The organism is Serratia quinivorans (genome assembly GCF_946227985.1).
Classification (GTDB): Bacteria; Pseudomonadota; Gammaproteobacteria; order Enterobacterales; family Enterobacteriaceae; genus Serratia; species Serratia quinivorans_A.
The window spans coordinates 265,670-281,708 of sequence record NZ_CAMKGL010000001.1 but is presented as its reverse complement, the minus strand read 5'-3'; the positions used below and the strand labels follow the sequence as shown (position 1 = coordinate 281,708).

The window sequence follows — 16,039 nt, the reverse complement described above, 5'->3', positions numbered from 1 at the left end:
CTCGCTCATCCCCAGGCGCTTACTTGAGTAAGTAACTGGGGTGAGCGAGTGCAGGTAACAACGCTGTAACTTGAAAGGCGACGGGGAAATGGCCATGCCGGATAAACTGTCCGGCATGGCCTAACGACTTAACGATAAACTATCGTCATTACTGCAAGTTGTTTCTGCTGATCTACCCACTTCATCTCGGTCGAACCTAAATTCAGTGGCAGTTCTTTGCGTGTAGCATCAAATTTTGACAGCGTCTGTTGGCCTTGATAGTGCTGCCCATTGCGGTAACATTGCGTATTGGCCGTTGAATCAGCGATGTTCACCGTGCAGGGACTTTCCACAACAGAACCAACAAAACGAACAACCCCGCCAGTGGTGCCTGCATAGCTTGCTGCCGTCCATGAAAACAACATTCCTGCGATCAAAAATAACCGAAAGACATTCATGGCAACCTCATTTTTTGTTAAGCCAATTTAACCATAGAGGATCTTCTTAAGAATAATCGCAAGGTCAGAGGAATTATTTGAGAGCTAATCGGGCAATTAACAAAGAAAAAACAAGCTACTAACAATAAGTATCCATGGCTAATTCATGGTTTTTACTAAGAATTTTCCGACAACTTATCGTGAATTTAACCGGTTAAATATCGCACCTTAACCTGCCAAATTTGTGAGCTGGCGCAGGTTGGAATAGCGCAGTTTAATTATCGTTCAACAAATATTATTAACATCAGGAATAATTCATGACCAAAACTAACCTGATCACCGGTTTCCTCGGCAGCGGTAAAACCACCACCATTCGTCACCTGCTGGCTAACAAACCAGAACATGAGCGCTGGGCAGTGCTGGTGAACGAGTTTGGTGAAATTGGTATCGATGGCGCATTGCTGGCAGACAGCGGTGCGGTGTTAAAGGAGATCCCTGGCGGTTGCATGTGCTGTGTGAACGGCTTGCCGATGCAGGTCGGGCTGAATATGCTGCTGCAACAGAGTAAACCCGACCGATTGTTGATCGAACCCACAGGTCTGGGCCACCCGAAACAAATTCTGTCATTGCTGACGCAGGACAGCTATGCCGGCTGGATCGATCTACAGGCCACCCTGTGCCTGTTGGATGCACGCCAGCTCAGCGAACCGCGCTATTTAGCAAACGAAAATTTCCGCGATCAACTGGCGGCGGCCGACGTTATTCTGGCCAGCAAAAGCGACACCTATCAGCCGCAGGATCTACTGGCCCTGCAGCAATGGGCAGAGCAGGATCCCCTGCAGCGGCCGCTTTATCACATTCAACAGGGCCAGGCGGATGCCACCTTGCTGGACCTGCCTCGCACGAATCGCACAGAATTACCGAATGCTCAGCAGCATCATAGTCACAGTAAAACACCGGGCCTGGCCGCATTGCGCTTGCCGGAAACCTCACGCTGGCGGCGCGCGCTCAATCAAGGGCAGGGATTTACCAGCTGTGGCTGGATCTTTGACGCCGACACGGTGTTCGATACCGTTGGCATTATGGAATGGATACGGCTGGCACCGGTCGAACGCGCCAAAGGCGTGGTACGCATTGCTGAAGGCACGCTGTTGATCAACCGCCAGGGGCAGGACCTCAACATCGAAACGCGCCCTGTCGTACCACTGGACAGCCGAATTGAACTGATTCACAGCGATAACGCAGACTGGAACGCGCTGCAATCCAAGCTGTTTAACATTCGTTTAAGTTGACATCTTTACCTTTAGCACCCTTTTATTTATAGACTTACAACAGGTTATGCCATGACTCGCCGCAATTTAGCCTTCATCATCTTCTTCAATTTACTGGGCATTGCGCTGTTTCTGTCCTGGTACCTGCCGGTTAACCACGGCTATTGGTTTACTCTGGACTCATCGATTTTCTTCTTTTTTAATCGTCATCTGGCAACGGACCCCGGATTCCTGCATCTGGTGGCTATCACCAATAACCGCGCGTTTGACGTGATTTCACTGGTTGCCATGGGGCTGCTGTACCTGTGCTTTTATCTGCAACAGGATGCTGCCGGGCGTCGTCGTTTGCTGGTAACCGGCGTTATCATGCTGCTGACCGGCGTGGTGCTGAACCAGCTTGGGCACCTGCTTCCGGTCAAGCACCCCAGCCCGTCGCTGAGTTTTGATAATGTTAACCGCGTCAGTGAACTGACCGGTATTCCGACCAAAGACGCCTCCAGCGACAGCTTTCCTGGCGATCACGGCATGATGCTGATGATTTTCTCCTGTTTTATGCTGCGCTACTTTAACCGCCGCGCGTTTGCCGTCGCGCTGCTGATTACGGTGGTGTTTTCATTGCCGCGAGTGATGATTGGCGCCCACTGGTTTACGGATATCGCCGTAGGTTCGCTATCGGTGGTTCTGGTCGGTGCCAGTTGGTGCCTGATGACCCCGCTCAGCGATGTGCTGATCCTGCGTCTGAACCGTATGCTGCCCGGCAAGCATCGCCCAGTATAGCCATAACCCACAGTTATGACCTGCAGGAGGCCGCCGGCCTCCTGATGACTTCCCCACCGCTTCCTGCTTATTTGCACATCACCGCGTTAACGCTTCTGTCACCTAATTTCACGCAAAACCAACACAACAGACTATCAGCGTTTTTTATATGAAGATTTACATTATGTTACATCACAAATTCATATATAAAAGGGTGGAAAAAGGCTCGCAATCCCCAATCCGTTACGGTAATCTCGGATGCGTTTGTGCCTGGTTTAACTCGACTCAGCATCAAATCCTCTAAAAATGTGCGTTCCAGCACATTTTAAGTGGTATCTGATTGTCGATAAAGCAGGTGCAGATTAGTCTCGTTCCGTTTGGCATTTTTCAGGTAGCGACTGACGTCGTTAAGGACTTCAAGGGAAAACAATAACAATGGTCAAATCTCAACCGTTTCTGAGATATTTTTTGCGGGTAGTACCTGCAATTGCCGCAGCGGTAATGCTCTCCGCATGTAGCACGACACACACTTCGAACTTGAATAACGCACAAACTGAGATGCGTGCAGTTAATGACAAAGATGGTCTTTTACTGCAAGCCTCTCAGGATGAATTCGAAGCCATGGTCCGTAACGTTGACGTTAAGTCAAAAATTATGGATCAGTATGCAGACTGGAAAGGCGTTCGCTACCGTTTAGGCGGTGAAACCAAACGCGGCATCGATTGCTCGGCGTTTGTACAGCGCACTTTCCGCGAACAGTTTGGCATGGACTTACCTCGTTCTACCTACGAACAGGAAGACCTCGGCAAGAAAATCTTGCGCACCAAACTGCGTCCTGGCGATCTGGTGCTGTTCCGCGCCGGCTCTACCGGACGCCACGTCGGCATCTATTTAGGTAACGATCAATTCGTTCATGCCTCTACCAGCAGCGGCGTGATGATTTCGAAACTGAGCGATAACTACTGGAATAAACGTTATCGCGAAGCCCGCCGGGTGCTAACCAGCAGCTGACGGTGCAACCTTGATTGTCCTGAAGACCAAACGAGCGATAGAACGCTGCCTCCGGGCAGCGTTTTTTTTTGCGCTGCCCTCTCCAGTCTTCCCATTATAAACTCGCGATGTTTTCAACATTGCCACTTTATATTTCACAAGATTATTGGAGTGAACTATGCCAACGATGAAAAACACACCTATTATCGGCAAATGGGAAAACAGCGGTAATGCCGAATTTAAACTATTATCAGCCAGTAGATAAACGATGAATAATGACTGCAACACCGTCATTGCGATATATTAGCCAGTCACTCTATAACAAAAAAAAATTGATACGCCGTGCTCAGGGGGCAGGTTTATGGGCTTGAAAAGGGCATTTGCACGCCACGTCTCGCACAGACGACGCAGCCTGGCTAAAAGCAGCATCGTGGCCCTGGTATTTTTTATCCTTTTTATGGCTATTACGCTTTCTTTGATTAGCCACCAGCGCACGCAATATCAACGTGCGGTAGAGCAACGGACGCAGAAACTCACCCTCGAGACCTTTAATGGGCTGACGGCAATCATGCAACAGTTGATGCCGTTGACCGAACGCTCCTGCGCAACCAGCCAGCCGGAACTTACCTTTCAGGCGGCATTTCACTCCGGCGTGCGCACCTTTATGCTGGTAAAAAACGGCTTTGCCTATTGCTCTTCCGCTACCGGCAACATGATGCTGGCGTTAAAAAATATCTACCCGGAAATTGACCAACAGCAGCGGCTGGATCTCAAACTGCAGCAGGGCACCCCACTGGTTCCCGGAAAACCGGCGGTTGCCGTTTGGTTGCGTCAGCAAGGCAAAGAAGACACCGGCATACTGGCTACCCTGGATATTGGCCTGATGCCCCAACAGATGTTTGGCACCAGCACCGATCGGACCCAGGGCGTCGCCATTGTTCTGGGCGATCGCGCCCTGACCAGTTTTAGTCCAAACCTGATGCCGGTAAACCAGTTGCCGGATGAAAAGGCCGACCGCATTTCCATCGCCGGCACCCCGATGATCATTATTTTTTATAACCAAAAACTGACGCCCAACGATATCCGCCTGACTCTGCTGGGTAGTCTGGTGCTGTCCTTAATGATCGGCGTGTTGTGTTACTACACGCTGTTGCTGCGCCAAAGCCCAGAGCGCGCACTGATGCGTGGCATCAAACGCAACGAATTCTTTATCGAGTATCAACCGGTATTTCATACCAAAACCGACACCATCGCCGGGTTGGAAGCGCTGATCCGCTGGCAACACCCGATCGAAGGACGTATTCCGCCGGATCTGTTTATTCCCTATGCCGAAAGCGAAGGCTTGATTGTCCCGCTGACGCGCCACCTGTTCCGTCTGATTGCCGAAGACGCCCCCAAACTGGCAACGGCCTTGCCACAGGGAGCAAAACTTGGCCTGAATATCTCCCCTTCCCATCTCAGTGCCCCGTCCTTCCACCACGACGTGTACGAACTGCTGGCGCAATTGCCGGGTAACTACTTCACGTTGGTGTTTGAAATTACCGAGCGCGGGATGGTAGAAGAAGGCAGTGCTCTGGCCGAGTTCGACTGGCTGCATCAGCAAGGCATTGAAATTGCCATCGATGATTTCGGCACCGGCCATAGCGCGTTGATCTATCTGGAACGCTTTAGCATGGACTATCTGAAAATCGACCGCGGCTTCGTCAACTCTATCGGCCGGGATACGGTCACCGCCCCGGTTCTGGACGCCGTCATTTCACTGGCCAAGAAGCTGAAAATGCAAACCGTGGCCGAAGGCGTGGAAACCGCCGAGCAGTTGCACTTCCTGCAGGAACAGGACGTTAACTTTATGCAGGGATATTATTTCAGCAAGCCACTGAGCATCGATAATTTTGTTACCTTCTGCAATGCCCATACGGTCATGGACCATCAGGCGCTAACGAACTGAATCTTTTAACTTCTTTACTCTGCGGAACGGCAGTAAATGTTATGCTGCCCCAGATTTAATCGACTTAACAGCAGGAGCTTACCGTCAAGATGTCCGTGCGCGTTTTTGCTGCCCTGGTGCTCTCAGCACTGAGTTTTGGCCTGCAGGCCGAAACCCTCAATGAAAGTTACGCTTTCGCCCAGCTCGGTGAGCCGAAATACGCCACCGATTTCAGCCATTATGACTACGTCAACCCGGCGGCACCCAAGGGTGGCGACGTGCGACTGGCAGCCATTGGCACCTACGACAACTTTAACCGCTATGCGCCACGTGGCGTTCCCGGCGAGCGTACCGATGCGCTGTACGACAGCCTGTTCACTACTTCAGACGATGAAATCGGCAGCTACTATCCACTGATAGCCGAATCTGCCCGCTTCCCGGCCGATATGCGCTGGGTAGAAGTAGATATTAATGCGCGCGCCCGCTTCCACGATGGCACGCCCATCACCGCCGCCGACGTGGCCTTTACCTTTACCAAGTTTATGACCGAAGGCGTACCGCAGTTTCGCGTGGCGTATAAGGGCATATCGGTCAAGGCCATCTCACGCCTGACGGTTCGCATTGAATTTCCACAGCCGGATAAAGATAAGTTGCTCGGGCTGTTCAGCCTGCCCATTTTGCCGCAGAGCTTCTGGAAAGATCACAAGCTGAACGAGCCACTGAGCACCCCGCCGCTGAGCAGTGGCCCCTATAAGATCGCCAGTTATCGACTCGGCCAATACATCACTTATCAACGGGTACGCAATTATTGGGCCGCCAACCTGCCGGTCAACCGCGGCCGCTTTAACTTCGACAGCATCCGCTACGACTACTATCTGGACGACAAAGTCGCACTGGAGGCCTTCAAGGCCGGTGCCTATGACTTCCGCATAGAAGGCTCGCCCAAAAGCTGGGCAACTCAGTACCAGGGCGGCAATTTCGCTCGCAATTACATCATCAAACAGGATGAAACCAATCAGTCGGCGCAAAACACCCGCTGGATGGCCTTCAATATGCGGCGACCTCTGTTCGCCGATCCTCGGGTGCGCGAAGCGCTCACGCTGGCTTTCGATTTCGACTGGATGAATAAGGCACTGTATTACAACGCCTACCAACGAACCAATAGCTATTTCCAGAACACCCCCTACGCTGCCAGCGGCTACCCGGATGCGGCCGAACTGGCGCTGCTGGGGCCGTTAAAGGGCAAGGTGCCGGCGGAGGTATTCACCAGTATCTACCAGCCGCCGTCTTCTGACGGCAGCGGCAACGATCGGCAAAATCTGCTGAAAGCGACTCAGTTGCTGAAACAGGCCGGCTGGGAAGTCAAAAACCAAAAGTTGGTGAACAGTCAAACCGGCCAGCCATTCAGCTTCGAACTGATGTTGCTGAGCGGCAGCAACTTCCAGTACGTCTTGCCGTTTCAGCACAACCTGAAACGACTGGGCATTGATATGCAGATCCGTGAAATCGACATATCCCAATTCACCAAACGCATGCGCGACGGTGATTTCGATATGATGCCGACGGTTTATATGGCAATGCCGTTCCCTGGTTCAAGTCTTGAGACGCTCTGGGACTCCAGATACATTAATTCCAGCTGGAATACTCCCGGCGTCACCGATCCCGCCGTCGATAGCCTGGTCAGGCAGATAGCCGCACATCAGGGCGACGAAAAAGCCCTGCTGCCGCTGGGGCGCGCCCTGGATCGGGTATTGACCTGGAACAGGTATATGTTGCCGATGTGGTATTCCAATCACGACCGCTATGCCTACTGGGACAAATTCTCTACGCCGTCGACTCGTCCGGCCTACGTGATTGGTTTCGATAACTGGTGGTTTGACGTCAACAAGGCGGCGCGTTTGCCGACTCAACAACAATAAGGGGTCTGCGATGGCGGCTTATTTGATTCGCAGACTGTTGCTGATTATCCCCACCCTGTGGGCGATCATCACCATTAACTTTTTTATCGTGCAGATCGCTCCCGGTGGCCCGGTCGATCAGGCTATTGCCACTATCGAAATGGGCCAAAGCAGCGGTTTCGGCGGTGGCGGTTCCGGTGAAGGTCTGGGGCACGCACGTATTGGTGTCGGCAGCGCGACAGATAGCCAATACCGTGGTTCACGCGGGCTGGATCCCGAGGTGATCGCCGAGATCACCAAGCGCTATGGCTTCGACAAACCGCTGCATGAGCGCTATTTCACCATGTTGTGGAACTACATGCGCCTCGACTTCGGTGACAGTCTGTTCCGTGGCGCATCGGTGATGCAGCTGGTGGGTCATAGTCTGCCGGTATCAGTCACGCTGGGGCTGTGGAGTACGCTGATTATCTACCTGGTGTCGATCCCGCTTGGGATCCGCAAAGCCGTGCATAACGGCAGTGCCTTCGATACCTGGAGCAGCACCCTGATTATCATCGGCTATGCCATTCCGGCCTTCCTGTTCGCTATTTTGATGATTGTGCTGTTCGCCGGTGGCAGCTACCTCGACTGGTTCCCGTTGCGCGGTCTGGTTTCCAGCAATTTCGATACCCTGCCGTGGTATGGCAAAATCACCGATTACCTGTGGCATATCACGCTGCCGGTGCTGGCGACGGTGATTGGTGGCTTCGCCACCCTGACCATGCTGACCAAAAACGCATTCCTCGATGAGATCCGCAAACAATATGTGGTCACCGCGCGCGCCAAAGGGCTGGACGAGAACAAGATCCTTTACCGCCACGTGTTCCGCAACGCCATGCTGCTGGTGATCGCCGGCTTCCCGGCAACCTTTGTCAGCATGTTTTTCACCGGCTCATTGCTGATCGAGGTGATGTTCTCGCTCAACGGGCTGGGGTTGCTGGGCTATGACGCCACTCTACAGCGCGATTACCCGGTGATGTTTGGCACGCTGTATATCTTCACCCTGATTGGCCTGCTGTTGAATATCCTTAGCGATATCACCTATACCCTGGTCGATCCGCGCATTGATTTCGAGGCCCGCCAATGAATCGCTTAAGCCCGATCAATCAGGCACGTTGGGCACGTTTTTGCAGCAACCGCCGTGGCTATTGGTCACTGTGGATTTTTCTGGTGCTGTTTATCCTCAGCCTGGGGGCCAACCTGATCGCCAACGACAGGCCGCTACTGGTGCGTTACCAGGGTAAGCTGTACCTGCCGTTTATTATCGACTACAGCGAGACCACCTTCGGCGGTGAGCTCAATACCGCCACCGACTATCAGGATCCGTTCGTTAAAAAGCAGATCGACAGCCACGGTTGGGCAGTTTGGCCACCGATTCGCTTCAGTTACGACACCATCAACTTTGCCACCGAGGTGCCCTTCCCTTCGGCCCCTTCGCGCCAAAACCTGTTGGGCACCGACAGTAACGGCAGCGACGTGCTGGCCCGCGTGCTGTATGGCTTTCGTATTTCGATGCTGTTCGGGCTGACACTGACGCTGTTTTCCAGCGTGATTGGCGTCTGTGTCGGTGCCATTCAGGGCTACTACGGCGGACGTGTGGATTTGTGGGGTCAGCGCTTTATTGAAGTGTGGTCAGGTATGCCGACGCTGTTTTTAATTATTCTGCTGTCGAGTATCGTACAACCCAATTTCTGGTGGCTGCTCGGCATCACCATTTTGTTTGGCTGGATGAGCCTGGTGAGCGTAGTGCGCGCCGAGTTCCTGCGCACCCGTAACTACGACTACATCCGCGCCGCGCGTGCCATGGGGGTACAGGATCGGGTCATTATGTACCGGCATATGCTGCCCAATGCCATGGTGGCGACGCTGACATTCTTACCGTTTATCCTGTGCGGATCCATCACCACCCTGACCTCCCTTGATTTTCTGGGGTTTGGCCTGCCGATCGGTTCTCCGTCGCTCGGCGAGCTGCTGCTTCAGGGCAAAAACAACCTGCAGGCACCCTGGCTTGGCATTACCGCGTTCCTGGTGTTGGCGGTGTTGCTGTCTTTACTTATTTTTATTGGCGAAGCAGTACGCGACGCCTTTGACCCCAGCAAGGCACATTGATATGGCTAGCACTCCTTTGCTTTCAATTCAGGATCTCGGCGTTGCTTTCCGCCAGGGTGACCAACTGAATCAGGTCGTCAGTGGGCTTTCACTGCAGATAGAAAAGGCAGAAACGCTGGCACTGGTGGGCGAGTCCGGTTCGGGAAAAAGCGTCACCGCACTGTCGGTGTTGCGCCTGCTGCCTTCACCACCGGTGGTCTATACCGGCGGTGATATCCAGTTCAACGGCAGTTCGTTGCTGCATGCGCCTGAGGCCGACCTGCGCAAGGTGCGCGGCAACCAGATTTCAATGATCTTCCAAGAGCCGATGGTGTCACTCAATCCCTTGCATACCATTGAGAAACAGCTGGCGGAAGTTCTGGCGCTGCATCGCGGTATGCGGCGTGACGCCGCTCGCGGTGAAATTATTCAATGTCTGGATCGCGTAGGTATTCGCAATGCCAAAGGCCGGTTGAAAGACTACCCGCATCAGCTCTCCGGCGGCGAGCGCCAGCGGGTGATGATCGCCATGGCGGTGTTAACCCAGCCCAAGCTACTGATTGCCGATGAACCCACCACCGCGCTCGATGTCACCATTCAGGCGCAAATTCTGCTGTTGCTGAAAGAACTGAAGCAAGAAATGGGCATGGGGCTGCTGTTTATCACCCATAACCTGAATATTGTCCGCCGCCTGGCGGATAACGTAGCGGTCATGCGCCAGGGGCAATGCGTTGAGCAAAGCAGCCGGAGCAACCTGTTTAGCCGGCCGCAACACCCCTATACCCAACAATTACTGGCGGCAGAGAACGTGGGCGATCCGCTGCCGCTGCCGACTGACGCCACCCCGTTGCTGAAGGTAGAAAACCTGCAGGTCAGTTTCCCAATCAGGCGCGGTTTACTGCGGCGCACTGTGGGTCAGCATTATGCACTGAAAGATTTGAGCTTTGAGCTAAAGGCCGGGGAAAGCGTCGGGTTGGTGGGCGAGTCCGGCTCCGGTAAGAGTACCACCGGGTTGGCGTTACTGCGTTTGCTTAGCGCCAAGGGGTCGATGTGGTTTAAAGGCCAGCCGTTGCACCAGTTCAGCATGAAGCAGATGCTGCCGTACCGCAGCCAGATGCAGATTGTGTTCCAGGATCCCTACTCCGCGCTTAATCCCCGGCTCAATGTGCTGCAAATCATCGCCGAGGGGCTGGAGGTACACCAGAAACTGAGCGCTGAACAGCGAGAGCAGCGGGTGATCGAAGTATTGCAGGAGGTGGGGCTGGATCCCGCCCTGCGCCACCGTTATCCCACCGAGTTTTCCGGTGGTCAGCGCCAACGCATCGCCATCGCACGTGCGCTGATTTTACAACCCCAGTTGCTGATCCTCGATGAGCCAACCTCGTCACTGGATAAATCGGTACAGGCACAAATCCTGACGTTGCTGAAATCGCTGCAACAACGCCACCGGCTGGCCTATCTGTTTATCAGCCATGATTTGCAGGTGGTACGTTCACTGTGTCATCAGGTGATTGTGCTGCGACAGGGGGAAGTGGTTGAACAAGGTGACTGCCAGACGATCTTTAACTCACCGGCCGCCGCTTATACGCAGCAGTTGTTACAGCTGGCGGATTAGCGACGGAATTCAGAAAGGATATTGAGCGCTCATCGGCTCGGCAATAGCGGCACCCACATTTTTAAGCCGACACATGGTGGCGCTTTCATCGCAGCGATGCACAAACAGGCAAGGTTCCCCTTCCCACTCTACGATGGCGCAGTCGACCTGGATCTCCTGCAAAGACAGATTAAGCTGTTGCATCACCTGCCAGGCGTCAGCCCCCTCATGGCTGAGCAGTTTCAGACCAATCAGGTTGTTATCTTCGTCTATTCCGCTGAGCGGAATCGGTTCAACCTTGACGCCGGTAAAACCTGATAGCCAACGATAACTTTGCGGCAAGCGATGCACTACCGAAAGTTGGATACTTTCCACATGAAATCCCTAGTTTGAAAAATGAAACACTTTTTACCTGACAGGGTAACTAAGTTATAGCCGTTGACGCCCGACTCTGCCCCTCATGAATGTTATTTAAATGTAAAATACATCACAAATGGTTAACTCGCTCCCTGCGCTCGCTGATGTCCTGCGGTTTTAGTGACGCCCTTTGGGGTCATTTCACAGTATTTTGCGACTCAGCTCGCATTTTTGCGTTATATGTAACCCTTTCCCGCCGCGATCTCAACTCTTTTTTCTTGCAATACGGTTACTTATTGCTCGTCATAATTTTACATTGAGGAAACATTCAGCCTCGCACCACAACAGCAGCCAACAAGCTAACCCGTTGACTATAAATGACCTTAAAACAAATTACTCACTGGCATCAGCCCAGTAAAATAACGGATAGGCGGGTTATTTTCCTGAGCAGGCAGCGCATTTTTTTAACAAAAAGAATACAGATAGCGCGCAGGGGATTTAATTAGCGCACTTATGTTTAGCAACAAAGTCTTCATTGCCATTGGATTTCAGAGCAGGCTTGGGCCGAAGGGGATATTTCACCCAGGCCCCACATAACGCTGAGCCTGGATCGGGAAGAAAAGACTAGGGGGTATCAGACAAGGATTTTTGTCGTGGCCGACTGGCATACAGATAGAACAACACCGCAACAATGCTACACAGCGCCATTGAGGAAACCATCGGCCAGGCACTCTTGCCGGGTGCCATTGCCAGTATCGCCCCCACCAATGCACCGATGCTGAATCGCAAGGTGCCGGCCAGTGAAGACGCCGTACCTGCCATATGCGGGAAATCGTCCAGGATCACTGCCATGGCATTTGAGGAAATCATGGCGATACATCCCAGATAAACGGCCACGCCCAGCACCAACGCCCAGAACCCCAGGCCAATAGCGCTCACCGCCAGTAACCATAACCCCATCGCCAACTGCACAAACAGCCCCAGACGGAACATTTTGATCGCGCCCAACCGCCGTACATTACGGCTGTTAACCAGCGTTGTCAGGAACAGGAAAACAATATTCAGCGCAAAATAGTAACCAAAGTGCTGCGGTGAAACATGATTCAGTTCGATATACACGAACGGCCCGGCGCTAAGGAACGAGAACATACCGGCGAAGGAGAAGGCACTGGCCAGCATATAGCTCAGCACGCGCTTATGGCGGAACAGGGAAGCAAAGTTACCCAGCGTGGTACGCAGATGGAATTTTTGCCGCCGCTCTTTCGGCAGCGTCTCTTTAATAAAGAACGCCACCAGCAGTGAACCTATCAGCGCCGCGGCGCCCATGGTCCAGAAAATCGCATGCCAACTGAACCACAGCAGCAGCGCACCACCAATCATCGGCGCCAGCAAGGGGGCAATGGTCATCACCAGGATGACAAACGACATCATGCGTGAGAACTCGTCCTTGGTGAACATATCGCGCATCAGGGCATTAATCACTACGCTGGCCGCCGCCGCCGACAGCCCATGCAGGAAACGCAGATTGATCAATTGGTCGATCGATTGCGCCATCGCGCAGGCACCACCGGCAATAGCGAAGATCAGCGTACCCCACAGGATCACCGGCTTGCGGCCAATGCTGTCCGACATCGGCCCGTAGAACAACTGCCCCAGGGCAAAGCCGAGCATATAGGCGCTGAGCGTCATCTGCACGCTGCCCGACTCGACGCCGAACTGTTTGGCAATCACCGGCATACTGGGCAGGTACATGTCGATCGCCAGCGGCATCAGCATGGAAAGCAGACCCAGAATAAAAATCAAACCGAGGTGAGATGACCGGTTCTGTAACACGTTCGACGACTCCTTCATCAGCCGTAATCTTGTAATGAATTAATCTTGCAGGTGCGGGGCACCGACGCTGGCGATTTCTTCTTCCGTCAGCGGACGATATTCGCCCTCTGCCAGATCCTCATCCATCACGATGGCGCCAATACGTTCGCGATGCAGCTCGAGAACCCGGTTGCCAACCGCTGCGAACATGCGTTTCACCTGGTGATAACGCCCTTCGCTGATGGTCAGGCGCACCAGCTTGTCTTCAATTTGTTCCAGTTGCGCAGGCCGGGTCAGATCTTTTTCGTTATGCAACTGCACGCCTTCGGCAAATTGCTGCGCGGTATCTTCCGCCAGCGGATGCTCCAGCGTCACCAGATAGGTTTTCTCACAGTGATGCTTGGGTGAAGTGATGCGGTGCGACCATTGCCCGTCGTCGGTCATCAGCACCAGGCCGGTGGTATCGATATCCAGGCGACCGGCGGCATGCAGCTTGTAGGCCACCGGCTCATCGAGGAAATACAGCACCGTCGGATGATCGGGATCGTCCGTGGAGCAAACGTAACCCTGCGGTTTGTTGAGCATAAAATAGCGCGGGCCGTTTTGGCGTTGCAGTGGGTTACCGTCAAACGTCACCTCCTGCTCCGGAGTCAGTTTCAGTGCCCCGCTCTTCACCACTTCACCGTCTACGGTGACGCGTTTTGCCCGAAGTTCACGCGCTACCAGCGCACGGCTAACACCTAACTGCTGAGATAAAAACTTGTCCAGTCGCATTGAATCTGCTTTGCCTGTCGTTGTTATGATCGCATTGATCGTATTGCTAAAATATGACACCCACCGTTGCACCAGGTGCAACAGGGCAGGTTCGAAGAGGGGGAAACAGCGATTACTGTCACGCAAGTATAGCGGTGGAAACGGCCCCCTGACAGAGGTAATTTCCGCGCTTCTCGCACCATGGGTGCTCAGAAGGCATAATAATAGAAATTTTTTAGCCATCAGGGGAGTAAAATGTCACGGTTTTTGTGGGAACAGATGTTACAAAACCTGTTTCCGGCGTCCCTTCTCAACCCACGGCGTTAATTTATGGCCTTTACACTACGCCCCTACCAACTGGAAGCGGTCGAAGCCACCATCAAACATTTCCGTCAGCACCCACAACCGGCGCTGATCGTGCTGCCAACCGGGGCCGGGAAAAGCCTGGTGATCGCCGAGCTGGCGAAGCGCGCACGTGGCCGGGTATTGGTGCTCGCCCATGTGAAAGAACTGGTGGCGCAAAACCACGCCAAATACCGCGCCTACGGGCTGGAAGCCGATATCTTTGCCGCCGGGCTGCAGCAAAAAGACAGCGCCGGCAAGGTGGTATTTGGCAGCGTTCAATCGGTGGCGCGCAACCTGCCACTGTTTGACGGCAAGTTTTCGCTGTTGATTATCGACGAATGCCATCGCATCAGCGATGACGACGAGAGCCAGTACCAGCAGATTATTCAGCATCTGCAAAAAACCAACCCGCAACTGCGGCTGCTGGGCCTGACCGCCACGCCCTACCGGCTGGGTAAAGGCTGGATTTATCAGTATCACTATCACGGTTTTACCCGTGGCGATGCCAACAGTCTGTTTCGTGACTGTATTTATGAACTGCCGTTGCGCTATATGATCAAAAACGGCTTTCTGGTACCGCCGGAAAGGCTGGATATGCCGATTGTACAGTATGATTTCAGCCGTCTGGAGGCCAGAAGCAACGGCCTATTCAGTGAAGTCGACCTGAACCGTGAACTGAAACGGCAAAATCGTATTACGCCGCACATCATCAGCCAGATCGTTGAATATGCCGAAACGCGTAAGGGAGTGATGATTTTCGCCTCCACCGTTGAGCACGCCCGTGAAATTCACGGCCTGCTGCCGCCCGGAGAAGCCGCGCTGGTCAGCGCCGAAACGCCCGCAGCCGAGCGTGATGCGCTGATTGAGGCTTTCAAACAACAGCAATTGCGCTACCTGGTCAACGTGGCGGTACTGACTACCGGCTTTGATGCACCGCATGTCGATCTGATCGCCATTCTGCGCCCAACCGAATCCGTCAGCCTGTATCAGCAAATCGTCGGGCGTGGGCTGCGGCTGGCCCCCGGCAAAGAAGATTGCCTGATCCTCGACTACGCCGGTAACCCGCACGACCTGTTTACCCCGGAGGTCGGGGCCAGCAAGCCACACAGCGACAGTCAGCCGGTACAGGTATTCTGCCCCGGCTGCGGCTTTGCCAACCTGTTTTGGGGCAAGTGCACCGAAAACGGCGATATCATCGAACACTACGGTCGCCGTTGCCAGGGCTGGCTGGAGGATGATGAAGGCCATCGCGAGCAATGCGACTACCGCTTCCGCTTCAAGATTTGCCCGCATTGCGGCGCTGAAAATGACATTGCCGCCCGCCGCTGTCATCAGTGTCAGGAAGTCTTGGTCGACCCTGACGATATGCTAAAGGCAGCGCTGAAGTTGAAAGACGCTTTGGTATTGCGCTGTGGCGGCATGGAGCTGCAAAGCGGCCGTGATGAAAAAGGCGAGTGGCTGAAAGCCACTTATTACGACGAAGATGGCACCAGCACCAGTGAACGTTTCCGGCTACAGACCCCGGCGCAGCGCAAAGCCTTCGACATGCTGTTCCTGCGCCCGCATCAGCGTGCGCCAGGGGTCCCTTTTGCCTGGCAAACCGCTGGCGACGTGCTGGCCCAGCAAGCGGCCTTGCGCCATCCGGATTTTGTAGTGGCACGCAAACGCGGACAGTTCTGGCAGGTACGGGAAAAAGTGTTCGATTATCAAGGCCGCTTCCGCCGTGCCAACGAGCTGTATTGATCCTGATAGCAGGCAAATCGGGCAGGTTTCCATTGCCCTGCGGACGGCTT

The 16,039-nt window shown here is 53.7% G+C and carries 13 protein-coding genes; 9 read left to right on the top strand and 4 right to left on the bottom strand.

Annotated elements, in window-relative coordinates:
• Positions 1 to 128: 128 nt before the first annotated feature.
• A complete protein-coding gene (locus tag OCH02_RS01280; RefSeq protein ID WP_261429357.1) occupies positions 129 to 437 on the bottom strand; it encodes a type 1 fimbrial protein in 309 nt (102 codons plus the stop codon).
• Between the two features lie 296 nt (positions 438 to 733).
• On the opposite strand from OCH02_RS01280, the gene OCH02_RS01275 reads away from it, so the two are divergent.
• From OCH02_RS01275 to yejF, 8 genes are all read left to right on the top strand, one after another.
• Entirely contained in the window at positions 734 to 1,708 is a 975-nt protein-coding gene (locus OCH02_RS01275) for a CobW family GTP-binding protein (RefSeq protein ID WP_261429356.1), read from the top strand.
• 51 nt (positions 1,709 to 1,759) lie between these two features.
• Entirely contained in the window at positions 1,760 to 2,464 is a 705-nt protein-coding gene (locus OCH02_RS01270) for a phosphatase PAP2 family protein (protein WP_261429355.1), read from the top strand.
• A gap of 414 nt (positions 2,465 to 2,878) precedes the next feature.
• On the top strand, positions 2,879 to 3,454 hold the full coding sequence (mepS, locus tag OCH02_RS01265; RefSeq protein ID WP_135317292.1) for a bifunctional murein DD-endopeptidase/murein LD-carboxypeptidase: 576 nt from the start codon (positions 2,879 to 2,881) through the stop codon (positions 3,452 to 3,454).
• A gap of 340 nt (positions 3,455 to 3,794) precedes the next feature.
• The gene (locus OCH02_RS01260; RefSeq protein WP_261429354.1) at positions 3,795 to 5,381 is read left to right on the top strand and encodes a cyclic di-GMP phosphodiesterase; all 1,587 of its coding nucleotides are present in this window, start codon (positions 3,795 to 3,797) and stop codon (positions 5,379 to 5,381) included.
• Positions 5,382 to 5,470: 89 nt separating this feature from the next.
• Positions 5,471 to 7,279: an extracellular solute-binding protein gene (locus OCH02_RS01255; RefSeq protein ID WP_261429353.1), complete on the top strand. Its 1,809-nt coding sequence runs from the start codon at positions 5,471 to 5,473 to the stop codon at positions 7,277 to 7,279.
• A gap of 10 nt (positions 7,280 to 7,289) precedes the next feature.
• Positions 7,290 to 8,384, top strand: coding sequence for a microcin C ABC transporter permease YejB (locus tag OCH02_RS01250; RefSeq protein WP_261429351.1), 1,095 nt, complete (start codon positions 7,290 to 7,292; stop codon positions 8,382 to 8,384).
• Positions 8,381 to 9,406, top strand: coding sequence for an ABC transporter permease (locus OCH02_RS01245; protein WP_261429349.1), 1,026 nt, complete (start codon positions 8,381 to 8,383; stop codon positions 9,404 to 9,406). Before OCH02_RS01250 ends, OCH02_RS01245 begins: the two co-directional genes overlap by 4 nt.
• A 1-nt stretch (position 9,407) precedes the next feature.
• Positions 9,408 to 11,000 carry a microcin C ABC transporter ATP-binding protein YejF gene (gene yejF, locus OCH02_RS01240; RefSeq protein ID WP_261429348.1) on the top strand — a complete coding sequence of 531 codons (1,593 nt, stop codon included), beginning with the start codon at positions 9,408 to 9,410 and terminating at the stop codon, positions 10,998 to 11,000.
• A gap of 9 nt (positions 11,001 to 11,009) precedes the next feature.
• Here yejF and OCH02_RS01235 read toward each other — a convergent pair whose 3' ends face one another.
• The 3 genes from OCH02_RS01235 to rsuA form a co-directional block, all read right to left on the bottom strand.
• The gene (locus OCH02_RS01235) at positions 11,010 to 11,354 is read right to left on the bottom strand and encodes a YejG family protein (RefSeq protein ID WP_135317298.1); all 345 of its coding nucleotides are present in this window, start codon (positions 11,352 to 11,354) and stop codon (positions 11,010 to 11,012) included.
• Between the two features lie 606 nt (positions 11,355 to 11,960).
• Positions 11,961 to 13,187: a Bcr/CflA family multidrug efflux MFS transporter gene (locus OCH02_RS01230; protein ID WP_261429347.1), complete on the bottom strand. Its 1,227-nt coding sequence runs from the start codon at positions 13,185 to 13,187 to the stop codon at positions 11,961 to 11,963.
• Positions 13,188 to 13,208: 21 nt separating this feature from the next.
• Positions 13,209 to 13,922 carry a 16S rRNA pseudouridine(516) synthase RsuA gene (gene rsuA, locus OCH02_RS01225; RefSeq protein WP_017893452.1) on the bottom strand — a complete coding sequence of 238 codons (714 nt, stop codon included), beginning with the start codon at positions 13,920 to 13,922 and terminating at the stop codon, positions 13,209 to 13,211.
• Between the two features lie 309 nt (positions 13,923 to 14,231).
• Between rsuA and OCH02_RS01220 the strand changes: the two genes are divergently transcribed.
• Complete coding sequence (locus OCH02_RS01220) at positions 14,232 to 15,989, top strand: DEAD/DEAH box helicase (protein ID WP_261429346.1); 1,758 nt, start codon at positions 14,232 to 14,234, stop codon at positions 15,987 to 15,989.
• The last annotated feature ends 50 nt before the right edge of the window (positions 15,990 to 16,039 follow it).